Raw genomic sequence first — 18,470 nt, 5'->3', positions numbered from 1 at the left:
GCGCAGACGCAGGCGGGCCAGTCCCGCCTGCGTTAAGCTGTTGTTTAAATGTTTTTGCGTATACTTTATCCTAACTTAAATGCTCTGAGAGTAAGGAAAAGCCATGCGTGTTTTGGTTGTGGAAGATAATGCTCTGCTGCGCCATCATCTTGCAGTTCAACTGCGTGAAATGGGCCATCAGGTAGACGCAGCAGAGGACGCAAAGGAAGCCGACTATTTTTTACAGGAGCATTTGCCGGATATTGCGCTGGTCGATCTTGGCCTGCCGGATGAAGATGGCATGTCGCTGATCCGCCGCTGGCGCAGTCAGTCGGTGCGGCAGCCGATTCTGGTACTGACCGCGCGCGAAGGCTGGCAGGCCAAAGTCGAAGCGCTGGAAGCTGGCGCCGATGACTACGTCACCAAACCTTTCCATATTGAAGAAGTGGCCGCGCGCCTGCAGGCGCTGATGCGCCGCAACAGCGGACACGCTTCACAAATTATCGACATGGCGCCGTTTCAGGTCGATCTCTCGCGCCGCGAGCTGACTATCCATGAGCAACCGGTGAAGCTGACCGCTTTTGAATACACCATCGTCGAAACGCTGATCCGCAACGCCGGTAAAGTGGTGAGCAAAGACTCCCTGATGCTGCAGCTCTATCCCGATGCGGAACTGCGCGAAAGCCATACTATCGACGTGCTGATGGGTCGACTGCGTAAAAAAATTCAGGCGCTGCATGCGGATGAGGTGATTACTACCGTACGCGGTCAGGGATACCGCTTCGATCTCTGATGCGCTGGTTCCAACGTTATCGTCCGCTTTCGCTACGCGCCCGCTTTTTACTGGCATGTTCAGCTATTGTGCTGTTTCTCTCTCTGTCGTACGGCATGGTGGCCGTGATCGGCTATGTGGTGAGCTTCGACAAGAACACCTATCGCGTGATGCGCGGCGAAAGCAACCTCTTCTTTACGCTGGCGCAGTGGCAAAATAACCGCCTCACTATCGCCCAGCCGGAGCGGATGACGCTCAACTTTCCGACGCTGGTGTTTATTTACGATGAGCACGGCAAGCTGCTGTGGCAGCAGCGTGACGTGCCGGAAATTCGCGCCAAAATCCGCCATGAGTGGCTGCTGAAGCCCGACTTTTACGAGATTGACACCAGTAACCGCACCAGCGCGATGGCGATAGGCAACGATCTCTCGGCGCAGAAGCGGCTGCATGCCATTGATAACAATAACAACGACACCTTTACCCACTCCGTCGCGGTCAACCGCTATGACGCCACCACCAACCTGCCGGCGTTGACCATTGTGGTGGTGGACTCTATTCCCCAGGAGCTGCAGCACTCCGACGTGGTCTGGTCATGGTTCAGCTACGTGCTGGCCGCTAACCTTATTCTGGTGATCCCGCTGCTGTGGCTGGCGGCGCACTGGAGCCTGCGCCCGATTGGTCATCTCGCTACGCAGGTACGGGAGCTGGAAACCAGCCAGCGTGAAAACCTGGAGGATTCGCCGCCGCAGGAGCTGCGCAGTCTGGTGCGCAACCTGAACCTGCTGCTGAGCAACGAGCGCCAGCGCTATACCCGCTACCGCACTACCCTCTCCGATCTGACGCACAGTCTGAAAACGCCGCTGGCGGTGCTGCAAAGCACGCTGCGTTCGCTGCGTAACGGCAAGGATATCACCATCGAGCAGGCTGAGCCGGTGATGCTGGAGCAGATCAGCCGTATTTCGCAGCAGATCGGCTACTACCTGCACCGCGCCAGCATGCACGCGGATCACAATCCGCTGCTGCGCGACCTGCATCCGGTGTCAGTGCTGCTCGACAGCCTCTGTTCGGCGCTCAACAAGGTTTATCAGCTCAAAGGGGTTGAGATTACGCTGGATGTCTCGCCGGAAGTGACCTTTATCGGCGATAAAAACGACTTTATGGAAGTGCTGGGCAACGTGCTGGACAACGCCTGTAAATATTGTCTGGAGTTTATCGAAGTGAGCGTGCGGCAGACCGATCAGACGCTGCATCTGTTTATCGACGACGACGGCCCCGGCATTCCTGAAAGCAAGCGTGACCTGGTGTTCGTGCGCGGCCAGCGCGCCGATACGCTGCGTCCTGGCCAGGGTTTAGGCCTGGCGGTGGCGCTCGATATTCTGGAGCAGTATGAGGGCCAGATTATCGCCACCTCCAGCGCGCTGGGCGGCGCGCGAATGGAAGTGATCTTCAGACGTCAGGAAGTCGAACATCGCCGCGAGTAGAAAGGCGCGCAGGCTGTTATACTTGCCTGCATTTACAGCCCTGTGTGGAACTACTCTATGGATTATCAGCTCGATCTTAACTGGCCCGACTTTATTCAGCGCTACTGGCAAAAACGCCCGGTGCTGCTCAAGCGCGGTTTTAAAAACTTTATCGATCCCATTTCTCCTGACGAGCTGGCCGGACTGGCGATGGAAAATGAGGTGGACAGCCGCCTGGTCAGCCATAACGACGGTAAATGGCAGGTCAGCCATGGTCCCTTCGAGAGCTACGATCACCTGGGCGAAAACAACTGGTCGCTGCTGGTGCAGGCGGTGAACCACTGGCATGAGCCTTCCGCAGCGCTGATGCGCCCCTTCCGCTTTTTGCCGGACTGGCGCATCGACGATCTGATGATCTCTTTTGCCGTGCCGGGCGGCGGCGTGGGTCCGCACTTCGATCAGTATGACGTCTTTATTATTCAGGGTACCGGTCGTCGTCGCTGGCGCGTCGGCGAGAAAGTGCCGATGAAACAGCACTGCCCGCACCCCGATCTGCTGCAGGTCGAGCCTTTCGACGCCATCATCGATGAAGAGATGGAGCCGGGCGATATTCTCTATATTCCACCGGGGTTCCCGCACGAAGGCTATTCGCTGGAGAACGCCATTAACTACTCTGTCGGCTTCCGCGCGCCCAACGGCCGCGAGCTGATCAGCGGCTTCGCTGATTATGTGCTGGCACGCGAGCTGGGCAGCTACCGCTACAGCGATCCCGAGGTGCCGGCGCGCGACTGCCCGTCGCAGATCCTGCCGCAGGAGATTGAAGGCATTCGCAAGGTGATGCTCGACGTTATCGACCAGCCAGAGCACTTTGCTAACTGGTTCGGCGAGTTTATCTCCCAGTCGCGTCACGAGCTGGACGTCGCGCCGCCGGAGCCGCCCTATCAGCCTGATGAAGTTTACGATGCGCTGCAGCAGGGCGATACGCTGACGCGTCTTGGTGGCCTGCGCGTGCTGACGATTGGCGATGCGGTTTTCGTCAACGGCGAGCGCGTCGAGTGTTCGCAGCCGGAGGTGCTGAAGGCGCTGGCGCGTCGTCAGACGCTGAGCCTGGAGGATTTCGGCGAGGCGCTGGACGACCCGTCTCTGCTGGCGCAGATCGCGGCGCTGGTTAACGCCGGTTACTGGTACTTCGGCGACGCCGAGTAAACACCAGCAGACGGCGCAGACGTGAAAGCGCGGGTAGCGTGAGCCGAAAAGCAACGCCACCCGCGCCAGCAACACGCCTCCTGACGGAGGCGTTTTTTATGCCTTTTTCTCTGCGGCCAGTTCCGCCAGCCGCACGATCACATCCACCGCCTGCGCCATAATATTGAGCGAAGCGAACTCGTGCTTGCCGTGGTAGTTATAGCCGCCGGTAAAGATGTTCGGACAGGGCAGCCCTTTCCATGAGAGCGCAGAACCATCGGTGCCGCCGCGAATCGGCTTCACCTTCGGCTCAATGCCGCAGTCGCGCATCGCCTGCAGCGCCAGCTCGATAATATGCGGATGCGGCTCGACCTTCTCGCGCATATTGCGATAGCTGTTGCTGATCTCCACCGTTACAGAGCAGTCTTTATGCAGCCCGGCGTTGATGCGTTCGGCAATCGCCGTCAGTACCTGCTTGCGCTGCTCGAAAGAGTCGGTGTCGAAATCGCGGATAATGTACTGCAGCTCGGCGTGCTCTACCGTCCCCTTCATCTGATGCAGATGATAAAAACCTTCGTAGCCTTCGGTAAACTGCGGACGCTCTTTTGCCGGCACTTCGGCATGAAACGCCGTCGCCACATCCAGCGCGTTCACCATCACGCCTTTCGCCGAGCCGGGATGGACGTTATTGCCGACAACCTTCACCACCGCCGATGCGGCGTTAAAGTTCTCATATTCAAATTCGCCCAGATCGCTGCCGTCGATGGTATAGGCCCAGTCGGCGGCAAAACCTTCGACGTCGAAATGGGAAGTACCGCGGCCGATCTCTTCATCCGGGGTAAAGGCGACGCGGATAGCGCCGTGCGGAATATCCCCTTTGGCGAGACGCGCCATCGCCGTCATGATCTCGGCGATGCCCGCCTTATCGTCAGCGCCGAGCAGCGTTTTGCCGTCGGTGGTGATTAAGGTATGGCCAGTCAGCTTATGCAACACCGGAAACATTACCGGCGACAGCACTTCTTCACCCATACCGAGCGCGATATCGCCGCCGCGGTAGTTTTCGATAATCTGCGGGTTTACGTTCTTCGCCGTAAAGTCGGGCGAGGTATCCATATGCGAGATAAAACCGATCACCGGCGTCGGCCAGTCGACATTAGCGGGCAGCGTGCCCATTACGCAGCAGTGATCGCTAAGCGATACGTCAATAAAACCAAGCGCAATCAGCTCTTCCTGCAGCTTGCGCGCCAGCGTCCACTGCCCTTCGCTGCTGGGCACCTGACGCGCCTGCGGTTTTGCCTGCGTCTCTACCGCCACATAACTCAAAAACCGTTCAAGTAACTGATCCATATGCCATCCTTCAAAAGAAGCCGACTATTATTATCAACAGCCGCGTCCGACGCATGTTGCGTCATATCATTAACTGACAGGTTAACCTGCGCTGAGCATTTGCAGAAGGATCTTTTACCGCAGCGCTTAACATCTGTCGTCAGGGGAGTTTATAAACGCGCATTCGCCTCTTTTCACCGCCAAAACATGGCATTGCCGCGTTTTTCAGGTATCATCGCGCCCTCTCGCTGGCTGGCCGACGTAAGCGGCTATGCTGTAACCTGTTCGACCTTATTACCGACTGAGTGACTAAAATGACGCAAACACGCGCGCAGCAGGCGCTGGTTACGCTTTCTGGCATCAGTAAAGCTTTCGACGGCAAGTCCATTATCAGCGACTTTAACCTGACCATTGACCACGGCGAATTTATTACCCTGCTCGGTCCGTCGGGCTGCGGCAAAACCACTATCCTGCGCCTGATTGCCGGGCTTGAAGAGGTCGACAGCGGCCGCGTGGTGCTGGATGATATCGACATCACCGACACGCCTGCCGAGCATCGCCACGTCAACACGGTGTTTCAGAGCTACGCGCTCTTCCCGCACATGTCCGTTTTTGAAAACGTCGCCTTCGGCCTGCGCATGCAGAAAACGCCAAATGCGGAGATCGCCGCGCGCGTCAACGAGGCGCTGGCGATGGTGCAGCTGGAAAGCTTCGCCGATCGTCGCCCTCATCAGCTCTCCGGCGGTCAGCAGCAGCGCGTCGCCATTGCGCGCGCGGTGGTGAATCGTCCCAAAGTGTTGCTGCTCGACGAGTCGCTCTCGGCGCTCGATTACAAGCTGCGCAGGCAGATGCAGAACGAACTGAAAGCGCTGCAGCGCAGGCTCGGCATCACCTTTGTGTTCGTGACGCACGATCAGGAAGAGGCGCTGACCATGTCGGACCGTATCGTGGTGATGCGCGACGGCAAGATTGAGCAGGACGGCACGCCGCGCGAAATCTACGAAGAGCCGAAGAATCTTTTCGTAGCGCGCTTTATCGGCGAGATCAACGTGTTTGACGCCGACGTTATCGACGCCAGCGATGCGCCACGCGTGCGCGCCCGCGTCGAAGGCCGCGAATGCGATATCCACTGCGCCTTTCCGGTCAGCGCTGGCGATCGCCTGCATGTTCTGCTGCGTCCGGAAGATCTGCGCGTTGAGGAGGTGCACAGCGACCAGACGATAGAGGGCCTGATCGGCTACGTACGCGAGCGCAACTATAAAGGCATGACGCTGGAATCCACCGTCGAGCTGGAAAATGGCAAGCTGGTGACGGTCAGCGAATTCTTTAACGAGGACGATCCCGACTTCGATCACTCCCTCAATCAAAAAATGGCGGTGAACTGGGTTCCCAGCTGGGAGGTGGTACTGCCCTATGAAGCTGATGCGTAACCGTTTTCAGAAAAGCGTGACGGCGCTGATCGTCGGCTGGCTGGCGCTGTTCGTGCTGCTGCCGAACCTGATGATCTTTATCACCAGCTTTCTGACGCGCGACGATGCGCACTTCGTTCGCCTGGCGTTCACCCTCAGCAACTATACGCGGCTGCTCGATCCGCTCTATGGCGAAGTGCTGCTGCACTCGCTCAATATGGCGGTTATCGCTACGCTCTGCTGCCTGCTGCTGGGCTATCCCTTCGCCTGGTGCCTGACAAAGCTGTCGGCGCGCCTGCGCCCGCTGATGCTGTTTCTGCTGATTGTGCCCTTCTGGACCAACTCGCTGATCCGTATTTACGGGCTGAAAATCTTCCTCAGCACGCGCGGCTGGCTGAACGACTTTCTGCTGTGGCTCGGCGTAATTGAGACGCCGTTTCGCATTATGTATACGCCTCAGGCGGTGATCCTCGGCCTGATCTACATTCTGCTGCCCTTTATGGTGCTGCCGCTCTACTCCAGCCTGGAAAAGCTGGATCGCGCCTGCCTGGAAGCGGCGCGCGACCTCGGCGCCAGCAAAGCGCAGACTTTTTTCCGCATTATCCTGCCGCTGACGATGCCGGGCATTGTCGCGGGCTGTCTGCTGGTGCTGATTCCGGCGATGGGCCTTTTCTACGTGGCGGATCTGATGGGCGGTGCGAAGAACCTGCTGATCGGCAACGTCATCAAGAGCCAGTTCCTGAATATCCGCGACTGGCCGTTCGGCGCGGCGACCAGCATCGTAATGACGCTGCTGATGGGCCTGATGCTGCTGTTTTACTGGCGCGCCGCGCGCCTGCTGAATAAAAAGGTGGAGCTGGAATGATCGCACGCCTGCTACGCGGCAGCTTTATGACCGCGATTTACGCCTGGTTTTATATCCCCATCGCGATCCTGATCGTGAATTCGTTTAACGCGTCGCGCTTCGGCATCAACTGGCAGGGATTCAGCACCCAGTGGTACAGCCTGCTGGTGAATAACGACAGCCTGATCCAGGCGGCGCAACATTCGCTGATGATGGGCGTGCTCTCCGCCAGCTGCGCGACGCTGATCGGCTCGCTCACCGCCGTGGCGCTCTACCGCTACCGCTTTCGCGGCAAACCCTTCGTCAGCGGCATGCTGTTCGTGGTGATGATGTCGCCGGATATTGTTATGGCGATCTCTCTGCTGGTGCTGTTTATGCTGCTGGGCATTTCGCTCGGCTTCTGGTCGCTGCTCTTTTCGCATATCACCTTCTGCCTGCCCTTTGTGGTGATCACCGTCTATTCACGGCTGAAAGGCTTTGACGTGCGGATGCTGGAGGCGGCGAAAGATTTGGGTGCCAGCGAAACCACTATCTTGCGTAAAATCATTCTGCCGCTGGCGATGCCGGCGGTGGCGGCGGGCTGGCTGCTGAGCTTTACCCTGTCGATGGACGATGTGGTGGTCTCCTCCTTTGTGACCGGCCCAACGTTCGAGATCCTGCCGCTGAAGATCTATTCGATGGTAAAAGTCGGCGTCTCGCCGGAGGTGAATGCGCTGGCGACGATTTTGCTGCTGCTGTCGCTGCTGCTGGTCGGCGTCAGTCAGCTGTTGCTCCGTGATAAAACCAAACAGAGGATTGGATAATGAAGAAATGGTCTCACTGGCTGGCGGCTGGGGCGCTGGCGCTTGGCATGCAGGGCGCGCAGGCTGACGACAGCAAAACGCTCTACTTCTACAACTGGACCGAATATGTGCCGCCGGGGCTGCTGGAGCAGTTCACTAAAGAGACCGGCATCAGGGTGATTTACTCTACCTATGAGTCCAATGAGAGCATGTATGCCAAGCTGAAGACCTGGAAGGATGGCGCCTACGATCTGGTGGTGCCTTCAACCTACTTTGTGGCGAAAATGCGCAATGAAGGCATGCTGCAAAAGATCGACAAGACGCAGCTGAGCAACTTCAAAAACCTCGATCCGAACCTGCTGAATAAGCCGTTCGATCCCAGTAACGACTATTCGATTCCCTATATCTGGGGCGCGACGGCGATTGGCGTCAATACCGACGTGGTCGACGCGAAGTCGGTGCAGAGCTGGGCAGATCTGTGGAAGCCGGAGTATAAGCAGAGCCTGCTGCTGACCGACGACGCGCGCGAAGTGTTCCAGATGGCGCTGCGCAAGCTGGGCCTGTCGGGCAATACCCGCGATCCGAAAGAGATCAACGCCGCCTATGAAGAGCTGAAGAAGCTGATGCCGAACGTGCTCGCCTTTAACTCCGATAATCCCGGCAATCCCTTTATGGAAGGCGAAGTGAATCTCGGCATGATCTGGAACGGTTCCGCCTATGTGGCGCGTCAGGCGGGCACGCCGCTTGAGGTGGTTTGGCCGAAAGAGGGCGGGATTTTCTGGATGGATAACCTGGCGATCCCCGCTAACGCGAAAAACAAGGCGGGCGCGCTGAAGCTGATCAACTTCCTGCTGCGTCCCGACGTGGCGGCGAAGGTCGCGGAAACCATCGGCTATCCGACGCCGAACCTGGCCGCGAAGGCGTTGCTGCCGAAAGCGGTAGCGGAGGATCCGTCGCTCTACCCTTCAGCTGACATCATTAAGAACGGCGAATGGCAGAACGACGTCGGCGACGCCAGCGTGCTGTATGAGACGCTGTTCCAGAAGTTAAAGGCGGGACGTTAAAAAAAAGGCGGCCAGGCCGCCTTTTTATTGTACCCGCCTCTTAACCGCTAAGCCGTCTGTAAAACAGAAGGTTACTTGTAAAGGCTGCGTAAGAAACTATCGACAAAGTGCGGCACCACTTCGCTCGCCAGCCCGTAGTGACGCTCAGCAAACTCGTTGCCGACCTGGCTCGGTTCCAGATTCAGCTCCACGGTATGGGCGCCCTGCAGTCTGGCTTCATGCACAAAGCCCGCCGCCGGATAGACGTGTCCGGACGTGCCGATGGCGATAAAAAGATCCGCCTTCTCCAGCGCGTGATAAATTTCCTCCATGCCGATGGGCATTTCACCGAACCACACCACATGCGGGCGCAGCGGCGCAGGAAACTGACAGCAGGTGCAGCGATCTTCGGTCGTGAGATCCTCGCTCCATGAAATCACCTGCCCGCTGCTGGTGCAGCGCGCCTTCAGCAGTTCGCCATGCATATGCAGCACGCGACTATTGCCAGCCCGCTCGTGCAGGTTGTCGATATTCTGCGTCACCAGCAAAAAGTTGTCGCCCAGCACCTGCTCCAGCTCGGCCAGCGCCTTGTGCGCGGTGTTAGGCTGGATCTCGCTCGACTGCAGTGAACGACGGCGCGCATTGTAGAAACGCTGCACCAGTTCGGGATCGCGGCGGTAACCCTCCGGCGTCGCTACATCTTCAACGCGATGCTCTTCCCACAGGCCGTCGGCGGCGCGAAAGGTCTGGATGCCCGATTCGGCCGAGATGCCCGCGCCGGTCAGCACCACCACAAACGGCTGCGGGTGGGCCGCCAGCTCTACCTGACGATCGCGTTCAAAAATACGCTGGCGAAAACGCTGATGCACCTTGCGGCGGTTCTTCTTATAACGGGCGAGCCGCAAGCGTCGACGCGGTGTGCGCATAAAAACTCCTTGTGGGCGACGTCGGGTCGCCGCCAGAAAATCTCAAGTGTAGCGGCCGCGTATGACAGCGCAATGCCGCCGTTTCCGCCCTGCTACTGGCCACTCAGCACGCGCGCCGGATCGATGCGGCTGGCGCGTCGCGCCGGGTACCAGCTCGCCAGCAGGCTAAGCACAATGGCCGTCAGCAATACGGAGAAAACGTCCAGCCAGTGCAGCTCTGAAGGCAGAAAATCGATAAAGTAGATATCGCCCGCCAGCAAATGATGGCCGGTCAGCGATTCCAGCCCGCGCACTAAGGTAGTGAGATTGAGCGCCACCAGCACGCCGATGACCACGCCGCTGACGCTGCCGAGCAGCCCAGCCAGCAAGCCGTACCAGATAAAAATGGCGCGGATCAAACCATCTTTCGCGCCCAGCGTGCGCAGCACCGCAATATCGCTGCTCTTGTCTTTTACCGCCATAACCAGCGTCGAGACGATATTAAAACAGGCTACGCCAATCACCAGCACCATCGCCAGATACATAATGGCGCGGATCATCTGAATATCGCGATACATATAGCCAAAGGTGCCGATCCAGCTGCGAATATAGACGTAAGCGTGCGTCGCCTCGCCCGCATCGCGCACCAGCTTCACCGCCTGGAACGGGTCACGCATCTTCAGGGCGATGCCCGTGACACTGTCACCCATATCGAGATAGTTTTGCGCGTCCGCCAGCGGCACTAGCGCCAGACTGTGGTCCAGCATGCCGCTCAGCTGCAGAATACCGCTCACCTGCAGGCGAATACGCTTCGGCTGCAGCAGTTTCGTGCCGCCATCATTGTTAGGGATCAGGATAGTGATCCAGCTGCCCTGCTTCACGTTAAGCGCGCGCGCAATGCCGCCGCCTAAAATAATCTGCTGCTTGCCTGCGGCGAAAGTTGACCAGCCATCCCCTTCGACAAACTGGGGCAGCGCGCTGAGGCGCGGCTCCTGCGCCGGGTCAACGCCTTTAACCTGCAGCGCCTGCAGCTTCGCACCGCTCTCGATCAGCCCGGTGAAGTTAACATAGGGCGCAGCGGCGGCGATGCCGGGCACCTGCTCTACCGGCGCGATCAGCGATTGCCAGTTGCGGAACGGCTGATTCACCGCCTCGATCTCGCCGTGCGGCACCACTGCCAGAATGCGGTTATTCAGTTCACGTTCAAAACCGTTCATGGCGCTCAGGCCGATGATCAATACCGCCACGCCCAGCGCGATGCCCAGCGTCGAGATAATGGAAATCAGCGACACCATACCGCCGCCGCGGCGGCCGCGGCTGAAGCGCAGCCCTAACAACAGGGATAACGACGAACCCATCAGAGCGCTCCTGCTAAGGTCACCTGCTCGCTTAACTGACCGTCGCGCATCTCCATCTGACGCGACAGGCGTTTCGCCAGATGCAGATCGTGCGTCACCACCAGAAAGGCGGTGCCCTGGCGGACATTCAGCTCACCCAGCAGTTCAAAAATAGCGTCGGCGTTGCGCGCGTCGAGGTTGCCGGTTGGCTCATCCGCCATCACCAGGCGCGGACGGTTCACCAGCGCGCGGGCGATAGAGACGCGCTGGCGCTCGCCGCCCGACAGCTCTGACGGACGATGATGCGCGCGCTTCTCCAGCCCCACCGCCGCCAGCATCTCACGCGCGCGCTGCTGCGCTTCCGCTTTGCCGGTCTTGCCGATCAGCAGCGGCATCGCCACATTCTCCAGCGCGTTAAAGTCGGGCAGCAAGTGGTGGAACTGGTAAATAAAGCCCAGCTCACGGTTGCGCAGCGCCGCTTTGGCGGAAGAGGACATGGCGTTCAGCGACTGGCCGTCAAATACCACATCGCCGGAGGTCGGCGCGTCCAGGCCGCCCAGCAGATGCAGTAGCGTACTTTTGCCGGAGCCGGAGCTGCCGACAATCGCCACCAGTTCGCCGGGCTGCAGGCTAAAGGTGACGTTGCGCAGCACATCAGTCTGCACGCTGCCTTCCTGATAGCGCTTGCACAGCTCGCGGCACTGCAACAAAGGGGTGTTACTCATAACGTAAAGCCTCAGCGGGTTGAACGGCGGCGGCGCGCCAGGAGGGATAGAGCGTCGACAGCAGCGCGACAACCATTGCCGTCACGGCGATGGTCACCACCTGCCAGAGATTGATGTCGACCGGCAGCGCCGCGCCATCCAGGAACAGGCCGATAACCGGCATCAGATTATTAAGCTGGCTGGCCAGCAGCACACCCAGCAGCGTGCCGAGCAGCGCGCCAATAATCCCGGCGCTGGCGCCCTGCACCATAAAGACCGCGACAATCTGACGGCGCGTCAGCCCCTGGGTTTGCAGAATAGCCACTTCGCCCTGCTTCTCCATGATCAGCAGGCCCAGCGACGTAATGATATTAAAAGCGGCGACAGCAACGATCAGGCTGAGCAGCAGCCCCATCATATTTTTCTCCATGCGCACCGCCTGGAACAGGTCGCCTTTGCGTTCGCGCCAGTCTTTCCACACCAGCCCGGCAGGCAGCGACTGCTGGCTCAGGGCATCCACCTGCAGCGGCTTATCCAGCCACAGCCGCCAGCCGGTGACGTTGCCCGCCGGATAGCGCATCAGGCGCGAGGCGTCCTGCTGGTTAACCAGAATCTGGTAGCCGTCCACCTCGCTGTTAGCCGCGTAGGTGCCTGCAACGGTGAACAGCCGCTGGCTCGGCACGCGCCCCATCGGGGTAAACTGGCTAACCGACGGCACCATCAGACGCAGCTCGTCGCCGCGTTTGACGCCAAGCTGCGTCGCCAGCTGCTCGCCGAGGATGACGTTATACTGGCCCGACTGCAGCACGCTCTGCGGCGTATTAACCAGAAACGGCGTAAGGGGATCTTTTTGATCGGGCTGAATCCCGAGCATCACGCCGACCGACACGTTATGCGCGCTCTGCAATACCACGTCGGCGGTCGTGAGCGGCGCCATGCGGCTGACGCCCGCCAGCTTAAGGCTGTCGGCGGGCTGCTGCTGCGGGTTAATGCTGCCTTTGTCGCTGGTGATCAGCGCCTGCGGCATCAGCCCAAGGATATTGCCCTCCAGCTCGCGTTCAAAGCCGTTCATCACCGACAGCACGGTGACCAGGGCCAGCACGCCGAGCGTGATGCCGATAGTGGAGAGCCAGGAAACGAAGCGACCAAAGCGATCCGATGCTCGCCCACGCATATAGCGCAGGCCGATAAATAGCGCGACAGGTTGATACATGTATTCCGTCTTGGCAGTTGCCTGAAAGTAGACCAGTGATGATAAAGGAGGCGTTCGGTTTATGAAACCTCTAACCCTCTGAGTACGCGGCAAAGTGTGGCCGTTTTTGTTAAAAAGAAATCCCGACGCTGCTGGTTGCGCGTTTAATCACCTGCCGTGCGGGTAAGCTACACTATAGGGTGTAGTCAGCAACCGGCTCTTCAGGCGCGGGAGTAAACACCATGTTCAAATATCCCAAAGGCAGCATTGTGAAACACAAATCGGGAGAGATTAAGGGCGAGATCGTTAACGTTTTTGAACAGGGAGACGCACCAGCCGGTTACTACGTCAGATGGGACGACGGCAACCACAGCTATCATCTGGAAACAGAGTTGAGCTGGGCGAATGTTGATCGTCCGCGCATGCACTATACCCAACCATCCGCTAAATAACTCGGCCACCGCGCAAAGGAAAAACCGTCGCAGCAGGTGATCGCCAGGGCGTAATGTGGAATCATGGCGCCCTGGAAAAAATGGAGAGAACCACAAGATCCCATGTCCGAACAGACCCGCTATGCCCTGCCCGTAAAACCCGGCGATCGTCGCCAGCTCGGCCAGCTGATCGGTGCCGCGCACGCGGTGGAATGCGCCAGCATTACCGAGCGCCACGACGGTCCGGTGTTGATGATCACTCCCGATATGCAAACCGCGCTGCGTTTGCTGGATGAAATCCGCCAGTTTACCGATCTGCCCGTCAGCCACCTCGCCGACTGGGAAACGCTGCCTTACGACAGCTTCTCGCCCCATCAGGATATTATTTCGGCCCGCCTGTCGACGCTGTACCAGCTGCCGACGATGGCACGCGGCATGCTGATTATGCCGGTGAATACCCTGATGCAGCGCGTCTGTCCGCATCCTTATCTGCACGGCCATGCGCTGGTGATGAAGCAGGGACAGAAACTGTCGCGCGATCGCCTGCGCGATCAGCTGGAGCAGGCGGGCTACCGCCACGTCGACCAGGTGATGGAGCATGGCGAATACGCCACGCGCGGCGCGCTGCTCGACCTCTTTCCAATGGGCAGCGAGCAGCCCTATCGCATCGACTTTTTCGACGACGAGATCGACAGCTTGCGTCTGTTCGACGTCGACAGCCAGCGTACGCTGGAAGCGGTGCCGGCGATCAATCTACTGCCGGCCCATGAATTCCCTACTGACAAAGCGGCGATCGAGCTGTTCCGCACCCGCTGGCGCGAACTGTTCGACGTGCGCCGCGAACCGGAACATATCTATCAGCAGGTCAGCAAGGGCACGCTGCCTGCCGGAATCGAATACTGGCAGCCGCTCTTTTTTGAGCAGGAGCTGCCGACGCTGTTCAGCTATCTGCCCGACAATACGCTGATTGTGAACTGTGGCGATCTTAACGGCAGCGCGGAGCGTTTCTGGCAGGACGTCGAAGCGCGCTATGAAAACCGCCGCGTCGATCCGATGCGCCCGCTGCTGACGCCGACCACGCTGTGGCTGCGTCCGGATGCGCTGTTGGGCGAGCTGAACCACTGGCCGCGCATGCAGATGACCAACGAGGCGTTGCCGGAGAAAGCCGCCAACACCAATCTTGGCTATCAGTCGCTACCGGATATCGCGGTGCAGGCGCAGGCCAAAGCGCCGCTCGATCCGCTGCGGCAGTTCCTCGATGGCTTCAGCGGTCAGGTTACCTTCTCGGTAGAGAGCGAAGGCCGCCGCGAAAGCCTGCAGGAGCTGCTGGCGCGCATTAAACTGCGCCCGCAGACGGTACAGCGTTTCGATGAGGCAAACGACGAACGCTTTACGCTGATGATCGGCGCCAGCGAGCGCGGCTTTGTGGATACGCTGCGCGACCGCGCCCTGATCTGCGAAAGCGATCTGCTGGGCGAGCGCGTGAGCCGTCGCCGACAGGATACGCGCCGCACCATCAATCCCGATATTCTGATCCGCAATCTGGCCGAGCTGACGCCCGGTCAGCCGGTGGTGCATCTGGAACATGGCGTCGGCCGCTATATCGGCCTGACCACGCTGGAAGCGGGCGGCATTATGGCGGAGTATCTGATGCTCTCCTACGCCAACGATGCCAAGCTCTACGTGCCGGTGTCATCGCTGCATCTGATTAGCCGCTACGCCGGCGGCGCGGATGAAAATGCCCCGCTGCACAAGCTGGGCAGCGACGCCTGGACGCGCGCGCGGCAAAAAGCGGCGGAGAAAGTGCGCGACGTCGCCGCCGAGCTGCTCGATATCTACGCCCAGCGCGCGGCGAAAGCGGGTTACGCGTTTAAACACGACCGCGAACAGTATCAGCTCTTTTGCGAGAGCTTCCCCTTTGAAACCACGCCGGATCAGGCACAGGCGATTAACGCCGTGCTGAGCGATATGTGCCAGCCGCTGGCGATGGATCGCCTGGTGTGCGGCGACGTCGGCTTCGGCAAAACTGAAGTGGCGATGCGCGCCGCTTTTCTCGCCGTCGAGAACCACAAGCAGGTCGCGGTGCTGGTGCCGACCACGCTGCTGGCGCAGCAGCACTACGACAACTTCCGCGATCGCTTCGCCAACTGGCCGGTGCGCATCGAGATGCTGTCACGCTTCCGCAGTGCCAAAGAGCAGACACAGGTGCTGCAGGAGGCGAGCGAAGGCAAAATCGATATTCTGATCGGCACCCATAAGCTGCTGATGAGCGATCTGAAGTGGCACGATTTAGGGCTGCTGATCGTCGACGAAGAGCACCGTTTCGGCGTACGCCACAAAGAGCGCATCAAGGCGATGCGCGCCGACGTTGATATCCTGACGCTGACCGCGACGCCGATCCCGCGCACCCTGAATATGGCGATGAGCGGCATGCGCGATCTGTCGATTATCGCCACGCCGCCCGCCCGGCGACTGGCAGTGAAGACCTTTGTGCGCGAGTACGATGCGCTGGTAGTACGCGAGGCGATCCTGCGTGAAGTGCTGCGCGGCGGCCAGGTCTATTATCTCTACAACGACGTTGAAAATATTGAAAAGGCAGCGCAGCGGCTGGCAGAGCTGGTGCCGGAAGCGCGTATCGCCATCGGCCACGGTCAGATGCGCGAGCGTGACCTTGAGCGGGTGATGAACGACTTCCACCATCAGCGCTTCAACGTGCTGGTCTGTACCACCATCATCGAAACCGGTATCGATATCCCGACAGCCAATACCATTATTATCGAGCGCGCCGACCACTTCGGTCTGGCGCAACTGCACCAGCTGCGCGGCCGCGTCGGGCGTTCGCACCACCAGGCTTACGCCTGGCTGCTGACGCCGCCGCCCAAGGCGATGACCGGGGACGCGCAGAAGCGTCTGGAGGCGATCGCCTCGCTGGAGGATCTTGGCGCGGGCTTCGCGCTGGCGACGCACGATCTGGAGATCCGCGGCGCGGGCGAACTGCTGGGCGAAGAGCAGAGCGGCCAGATGGAGACGCTGGGCTTCTCGCTCTATATGGAGCTGCTGGAGAACGCGGTGGATGCGCTGAAGGCGGGGCGCGAGCCGTCGCTGGAAGATCTCACCAGCAATCAGACCGAGATCGAGCTGCGTATGCCCGCCCTGCTGCCGGAGGATTTTATTCCCGACGTCAACACGCGCCTGTCGCTCTATAAGCGCATCGCCAGCGCCGACAGCGAAGAGGAGCTGCAGGAGCTGAAGGTTGAGATGATCGACCGCTTCGGCGTGCTGCCGGATGCGGCGCGCAATCTGCTGGATATCGCGGTGCTGCGGCTGATGGCGCGTAGCCTCGGCATCCGTAAGATCGAAGTGAGCGATAAAGGCGGCTTCTTTGATTTTGCGCCGCAGAACAGCGTCGATCCCGGCTGGCTGATTAGCCTGCTGCAGAAGGAGCCGCAGCAGTGGAAGCTGGATGGCCCGACCCGCCTGCGCTTTACGCGTGATTTGGCCGAGCGCAAACTGCGTATGGAGTGGGTGCAGGGCTTTATGGCCCAGCTGCGCGAAAACCGCATCTGATCGTTAGGGTAAAAGGCAACGTCTCCCGCCAGGCGGGAGACGTTGTTTTTATTTCAGCGCCATCGCATCGCGCAGCGTAAAAAAGAGATCGGTCTGATCGGTCAGTCCCACCACGTTCGCCGCCCAGGGGCCATAGGCCGCAATACGCAGCTGCGTGCCGGTATGCCCCTGCGAGTCGCTGTCTGAATTACCATAGCTGATGGTCATCACCGCGCCATCTTTGGTGTTGAGCGCCTGCGTCAGGCCTGGTGCCTTCGTCCCATTGGCGATGATCTGGCTGCTGTGCGCGTGATCCGCCGTGACGACCACCAGCGTATTGCCCTCTTCGCGCGCAAAGGCGAGCGCCTGCTGCACCGCTTCGTCGAGATCGACGGTTTCGCCGATTTGGCCACACGGGTTCGCCGCGTGATCTTCTTTATCGATCGATGCGCCCTCCACCTGCAGGAAGAAGCCGTTCGGGTTGGTTTTAAGCAGATCTATCGCTTTTGCGGTCATCTGCGCCAGCGTCGGGGTAGCGACCGGACGCTCTTTATTAACCTCGCAGGTTACTGCTGGCTGGTCGATATTACCGTGATAGCTCGCCTTCGGCCCTTTCCAGCGCACCGGCATATTGCCGTCGGCAAACAGGCCGAGCAGCGGTTTCTGGTCACTGGCGGCGGTCACGGCGTTCAGCCCCTGCCAGTCGCTCACCAGCTGATATCCTCGCGCCTGCGCCTGCTCACGCAGGGTTTTGCACTGATAGTCGCCCGCTTTCGCCACTTCGTTAAAGGATTTTGCGCCGCCGCCCAGCACCACGTCGGCGCGCGTTTTCAAAATTTGCTCGCTGATCGATCCTCTGCCGCCCTGCTCCAGCGCGTTGCTGGCGCACAGCTCGCTGGTTTTCTCCGGGCCGTAGCATTTGCGGCTGGTGACGTGCGCCATCAGCGCGGCGGGCGTGGCGTCCTGTAGCTCCGCCGTAGAGACGTTGCCGGTCGCTTTACCTGCCGCTTTGGCGATCTCCAGCAGGGTTTGCTGATCTTTGCCGTTGACGTCGACGCCGATAGCACCGTTATAGCTCTTGGTGCCGGTGGCCCACGCGGTGGCGGACGCGGCGGAATCGGTAACGTAGTCTGGCTTATGCGTTTTTTTGTCCAGCGAATAGTGGGTGTACTGACCGGTAAGCGGAAGCGCGTCCAGCCCTTTAAAGAAGCCGCCTGCGCCCTCCGCCAGATTGCGCGCCGCGGTGATTTCTGAGTCGCCCATGCCGTCGCCGATCAGCAGAATGACGTTTTTCGCCGTGGTGTTGCGCAGCGACGCTTTCAGCGCCTCTGTCTGATCGCCGGTCAGGCGACGTGCGCCGCCGTGCTGAGTAATGTCTCCGGTTGCGGCGCGCGACCAGGCTGCGTCCGTTTGCGCGCTGGCGGTTTCGGCATGAACAGAGAAGCTCACCACTGAAGCGAGCAGCGAAAAGGTAAAGAGGCGCATCTGTTTCATCTTGTGTTCCCTTATTAGCAAAATTTACCAGAAGTTTCAGTCGTTAAGTCTGTGATGCTTT

15 protein-coding genes are annotated in these 18,470 nt (G+C 59.5%); 9 read left to right on the top strand and 6 right to left on the bottom strand.

Going from position 1 to position 18,470, the window contains the following annotated elements; translation table 11 throughout:
* The first annotated feature begins 103 nt into the window (after window positions 1-103).
* From phoP to EKL29_RS02120, 3 genes are read left to right on the top strand one after another with little or no spacing between them, the layout of a single operon-like run.
* On the top strand, window positions 104-772 hold the full coding sequence (phoP, locus tag EKL29_RS02130) for a two-component system response regulator PhoP (protein ID WP_120452113.1): 669 nt from the start codon (window positions 104-106) through the stop codon (window positions 770-772).
* Window positions 772-2,232, top strand: a complete 1,461-nt coding sequence (gene phoQ / locus EKL29_RS02125) for a two-component system sensor histidine kinase PhoQ (protein ID WP_120452111.1) — start codon at window positions 772-774, stop codon at window positions 2,230-2,232. Before phoP ends, phoQ begins: the two co-directional genes overlap by 1 nt.
* A 57-nt stretch (window positions 2,233-2,289) precedes the next feature.
* Complete coding sequence (locus tag EKL29_RS02120; protein WP_120452109.1) at window positions 2,290-3,417, top strand: cupin domain-containing protein; 1,128 nt, start codon at window positions 2,290-2,292, stop codon at window positions 3,415-3,417.
* 96 nt (window positions 3,418-3,513) lie between these two features.
* Here the strand turns inward: EKL29_RS02120 and pepT are convergent, their stop codons facing one another.
* Complete coding sequence (gene pepT / locus EKL29_RS02115; RefSeq protein ID WP_120452107.1) at window positions 3,514-4,743, bottom strand: peptidase T; 1,230 nt, start codon at window positions 4,741-4,743, stop codon at window positions 3,514-3,516.
* Between the two features lie 293 nt (window positions 4,744-5,036).
* Here pepT and potA point away from each other — a divergent pair, with 293 nt between their 5' ends.
* Genes potA through potD form a run of 4 tightly spaced genes read left to right on the top strand, consistent with a single transcriptional unit; the run spans window position 5,037 to window position 8,821 of the window.
* Window positions 5,037-6,152, top strand: a complete 1,116-nt coding sequence (potA, locus tag EKL29_RS02110) for a spermidine/putrescine ABC transporter ATP-binding protein PotA (RefSeq protein WP_126688734.1) — start codon at window positions 5,037-5,039, stop codon at window positions 6,150-6,152.
* Window positions 6,136-6,996, top strand: a complete 861-nt coding sequence (gene potB / locus EKL29_RS02105) for a spermidine/putrescine ABC transporter permease PotB (protein ID WP_126688733.1) — start codon at window positions 6,136-6,138, stop codon at window positions 6,994-6,996. The genes potA and potB overlap by 17 nt, the downstream gene beginning before the upstream one ends.
* Window positions 6,993-7,778, top strand: a complete 786-nt coding sequence (gene potC, locus EKL29_RS02100) for a spermidine/putrescine ABC transporter permease PotC (protein WP_126688732.1) — start codon at window positions 6,993-6,995, stop codon at window positions 7,776-7,778. Before potB ends, potC begins: the two co-directional genes overlap by 4 nt.
* Entirely contained in the window at window positions 7,778-8,821 is a 1,044-nt protein-coding gene (gene potD / locus EKL29_RS02095; RefSeq protein ID WP_126688731.1) for a spermidine/putrescine ABC transporter substrate-binding protein PotD, read from the top strand. Before potC ends, potD begins: the two co-directional genes overlap by 1 nt.
* Before the next feature lie 71 nt (window positions 8,822-8,892).
* On the opposite strand, the gene cobB is transcribed toward potD, so the two are convergent.
* The 4 genes from cobB to lolC form a co-directional block, all read right to left on the bottom strand.
* Window positions 8,893-9,726 (bottom strand): Sir2 family NAD+-dependent deacetylase, encoded by an 834-nt coding sequence (gene cobB, locus EKL29_RS02090; protein ID WP_126688730.1) that lies wholly within the window; start codon window positions 9,724-9,726, stop codon window positions 8,893-8,895.
* Window positions 9,727-9,818: 92 nt separating this feature from the next.
* A complete protein-coding gene (gene lolE / locus EKL29_RS02085; RefSeq protein WP_120452097.1) occupies window positions 9,819-11,063 on the bottom strand; it encodes a lipoprotein-releasing ABC transporter permease subunit LolE in 1,245 nt (414 codons plus the stop codon).
* A complete protein-coding gene (lolD, locus tag EKL29_RS02080) occupies window positions 11,063-11,767 on the bottom strand; it encodes a lipoprotein-releasing ABC transporter ATP-binding protein LolD (protein WP_126688729.1) in 705 nt (234 codons plus the stop codon). The genes lolE and lolD overlap by 1 nt, the downstream gene beginning before the upstream one ends.
* Entirely contained in the window at window positions 11,760-12,959 is a 1,200-nt protein-coding gene (lolC, locus tag EKL29_RS02075; protein WP_126688728.1) for a lipoprotein-releasing ABC transporter permease subunit LolC, read from the bottom strand. Before lolC ends, lolD begins: the two co-directional genes overlap by 8 nt.
* 221 nt (window positions 12,960-13,180) lie before the next feature.
* On the opposite strand from lolC, the gene EKL29_RS02070 reads away from it, so the two are divergent.
* Window positions 13,181-13,390: a hypothetical protein gene (locus EKL29_RS02070; RefSeq protein ID WP_120452091.1), complete on the top strand. Its 210-nt coding sequence runs from the start codon at window positions 13,181-13,183 to the stop codon at window positions 13,388-13,390.
* Window positions 13,391-13,492: 102 nt separating this feature from the next.
* The gene (gene mfd / locus EKL29_RS02065) at window positions 13,493-16,936 is read left to right on the top strand and encodes a transcription-repair coupling factor (protein ID WP_126688727.1); all 3,444 of its coding nucleotides are present in this window, start codon (window positions 13,493-13,495) and stop codon (window positions 16,934-16,936) included.
* Window positions 16,937-16,984: 48 nt separating this feature from the next.
* Here mfd and phoA read toward each other — a convergent pair whose 3' ends face one another.
* Entirely contained in the window at window positions 16,985-18,409 is a 1,425-nt protein-coding gene (gene phoA / locus EKL29_RS02060; RefSeq protein WP_126688726.1) for an alkaline phosphatase, read from the bottom strand.
* Window positions 18,410-18,470: the final 61 nt, after the last annotated feature.

The organism is Pantoea sp. YU22 (genome assembly GCF_003970755.1).
Taxonomy (GTDB): Bacteria; Pseudomonadota; Gammaproteobacteria; order Enterobacterales; family Enterobacteriaceae; genus Pantoea; species Pantoea piersonii.
This window is presented reverse-complemented; position numbering and strand designations above follow the sequence as displayed.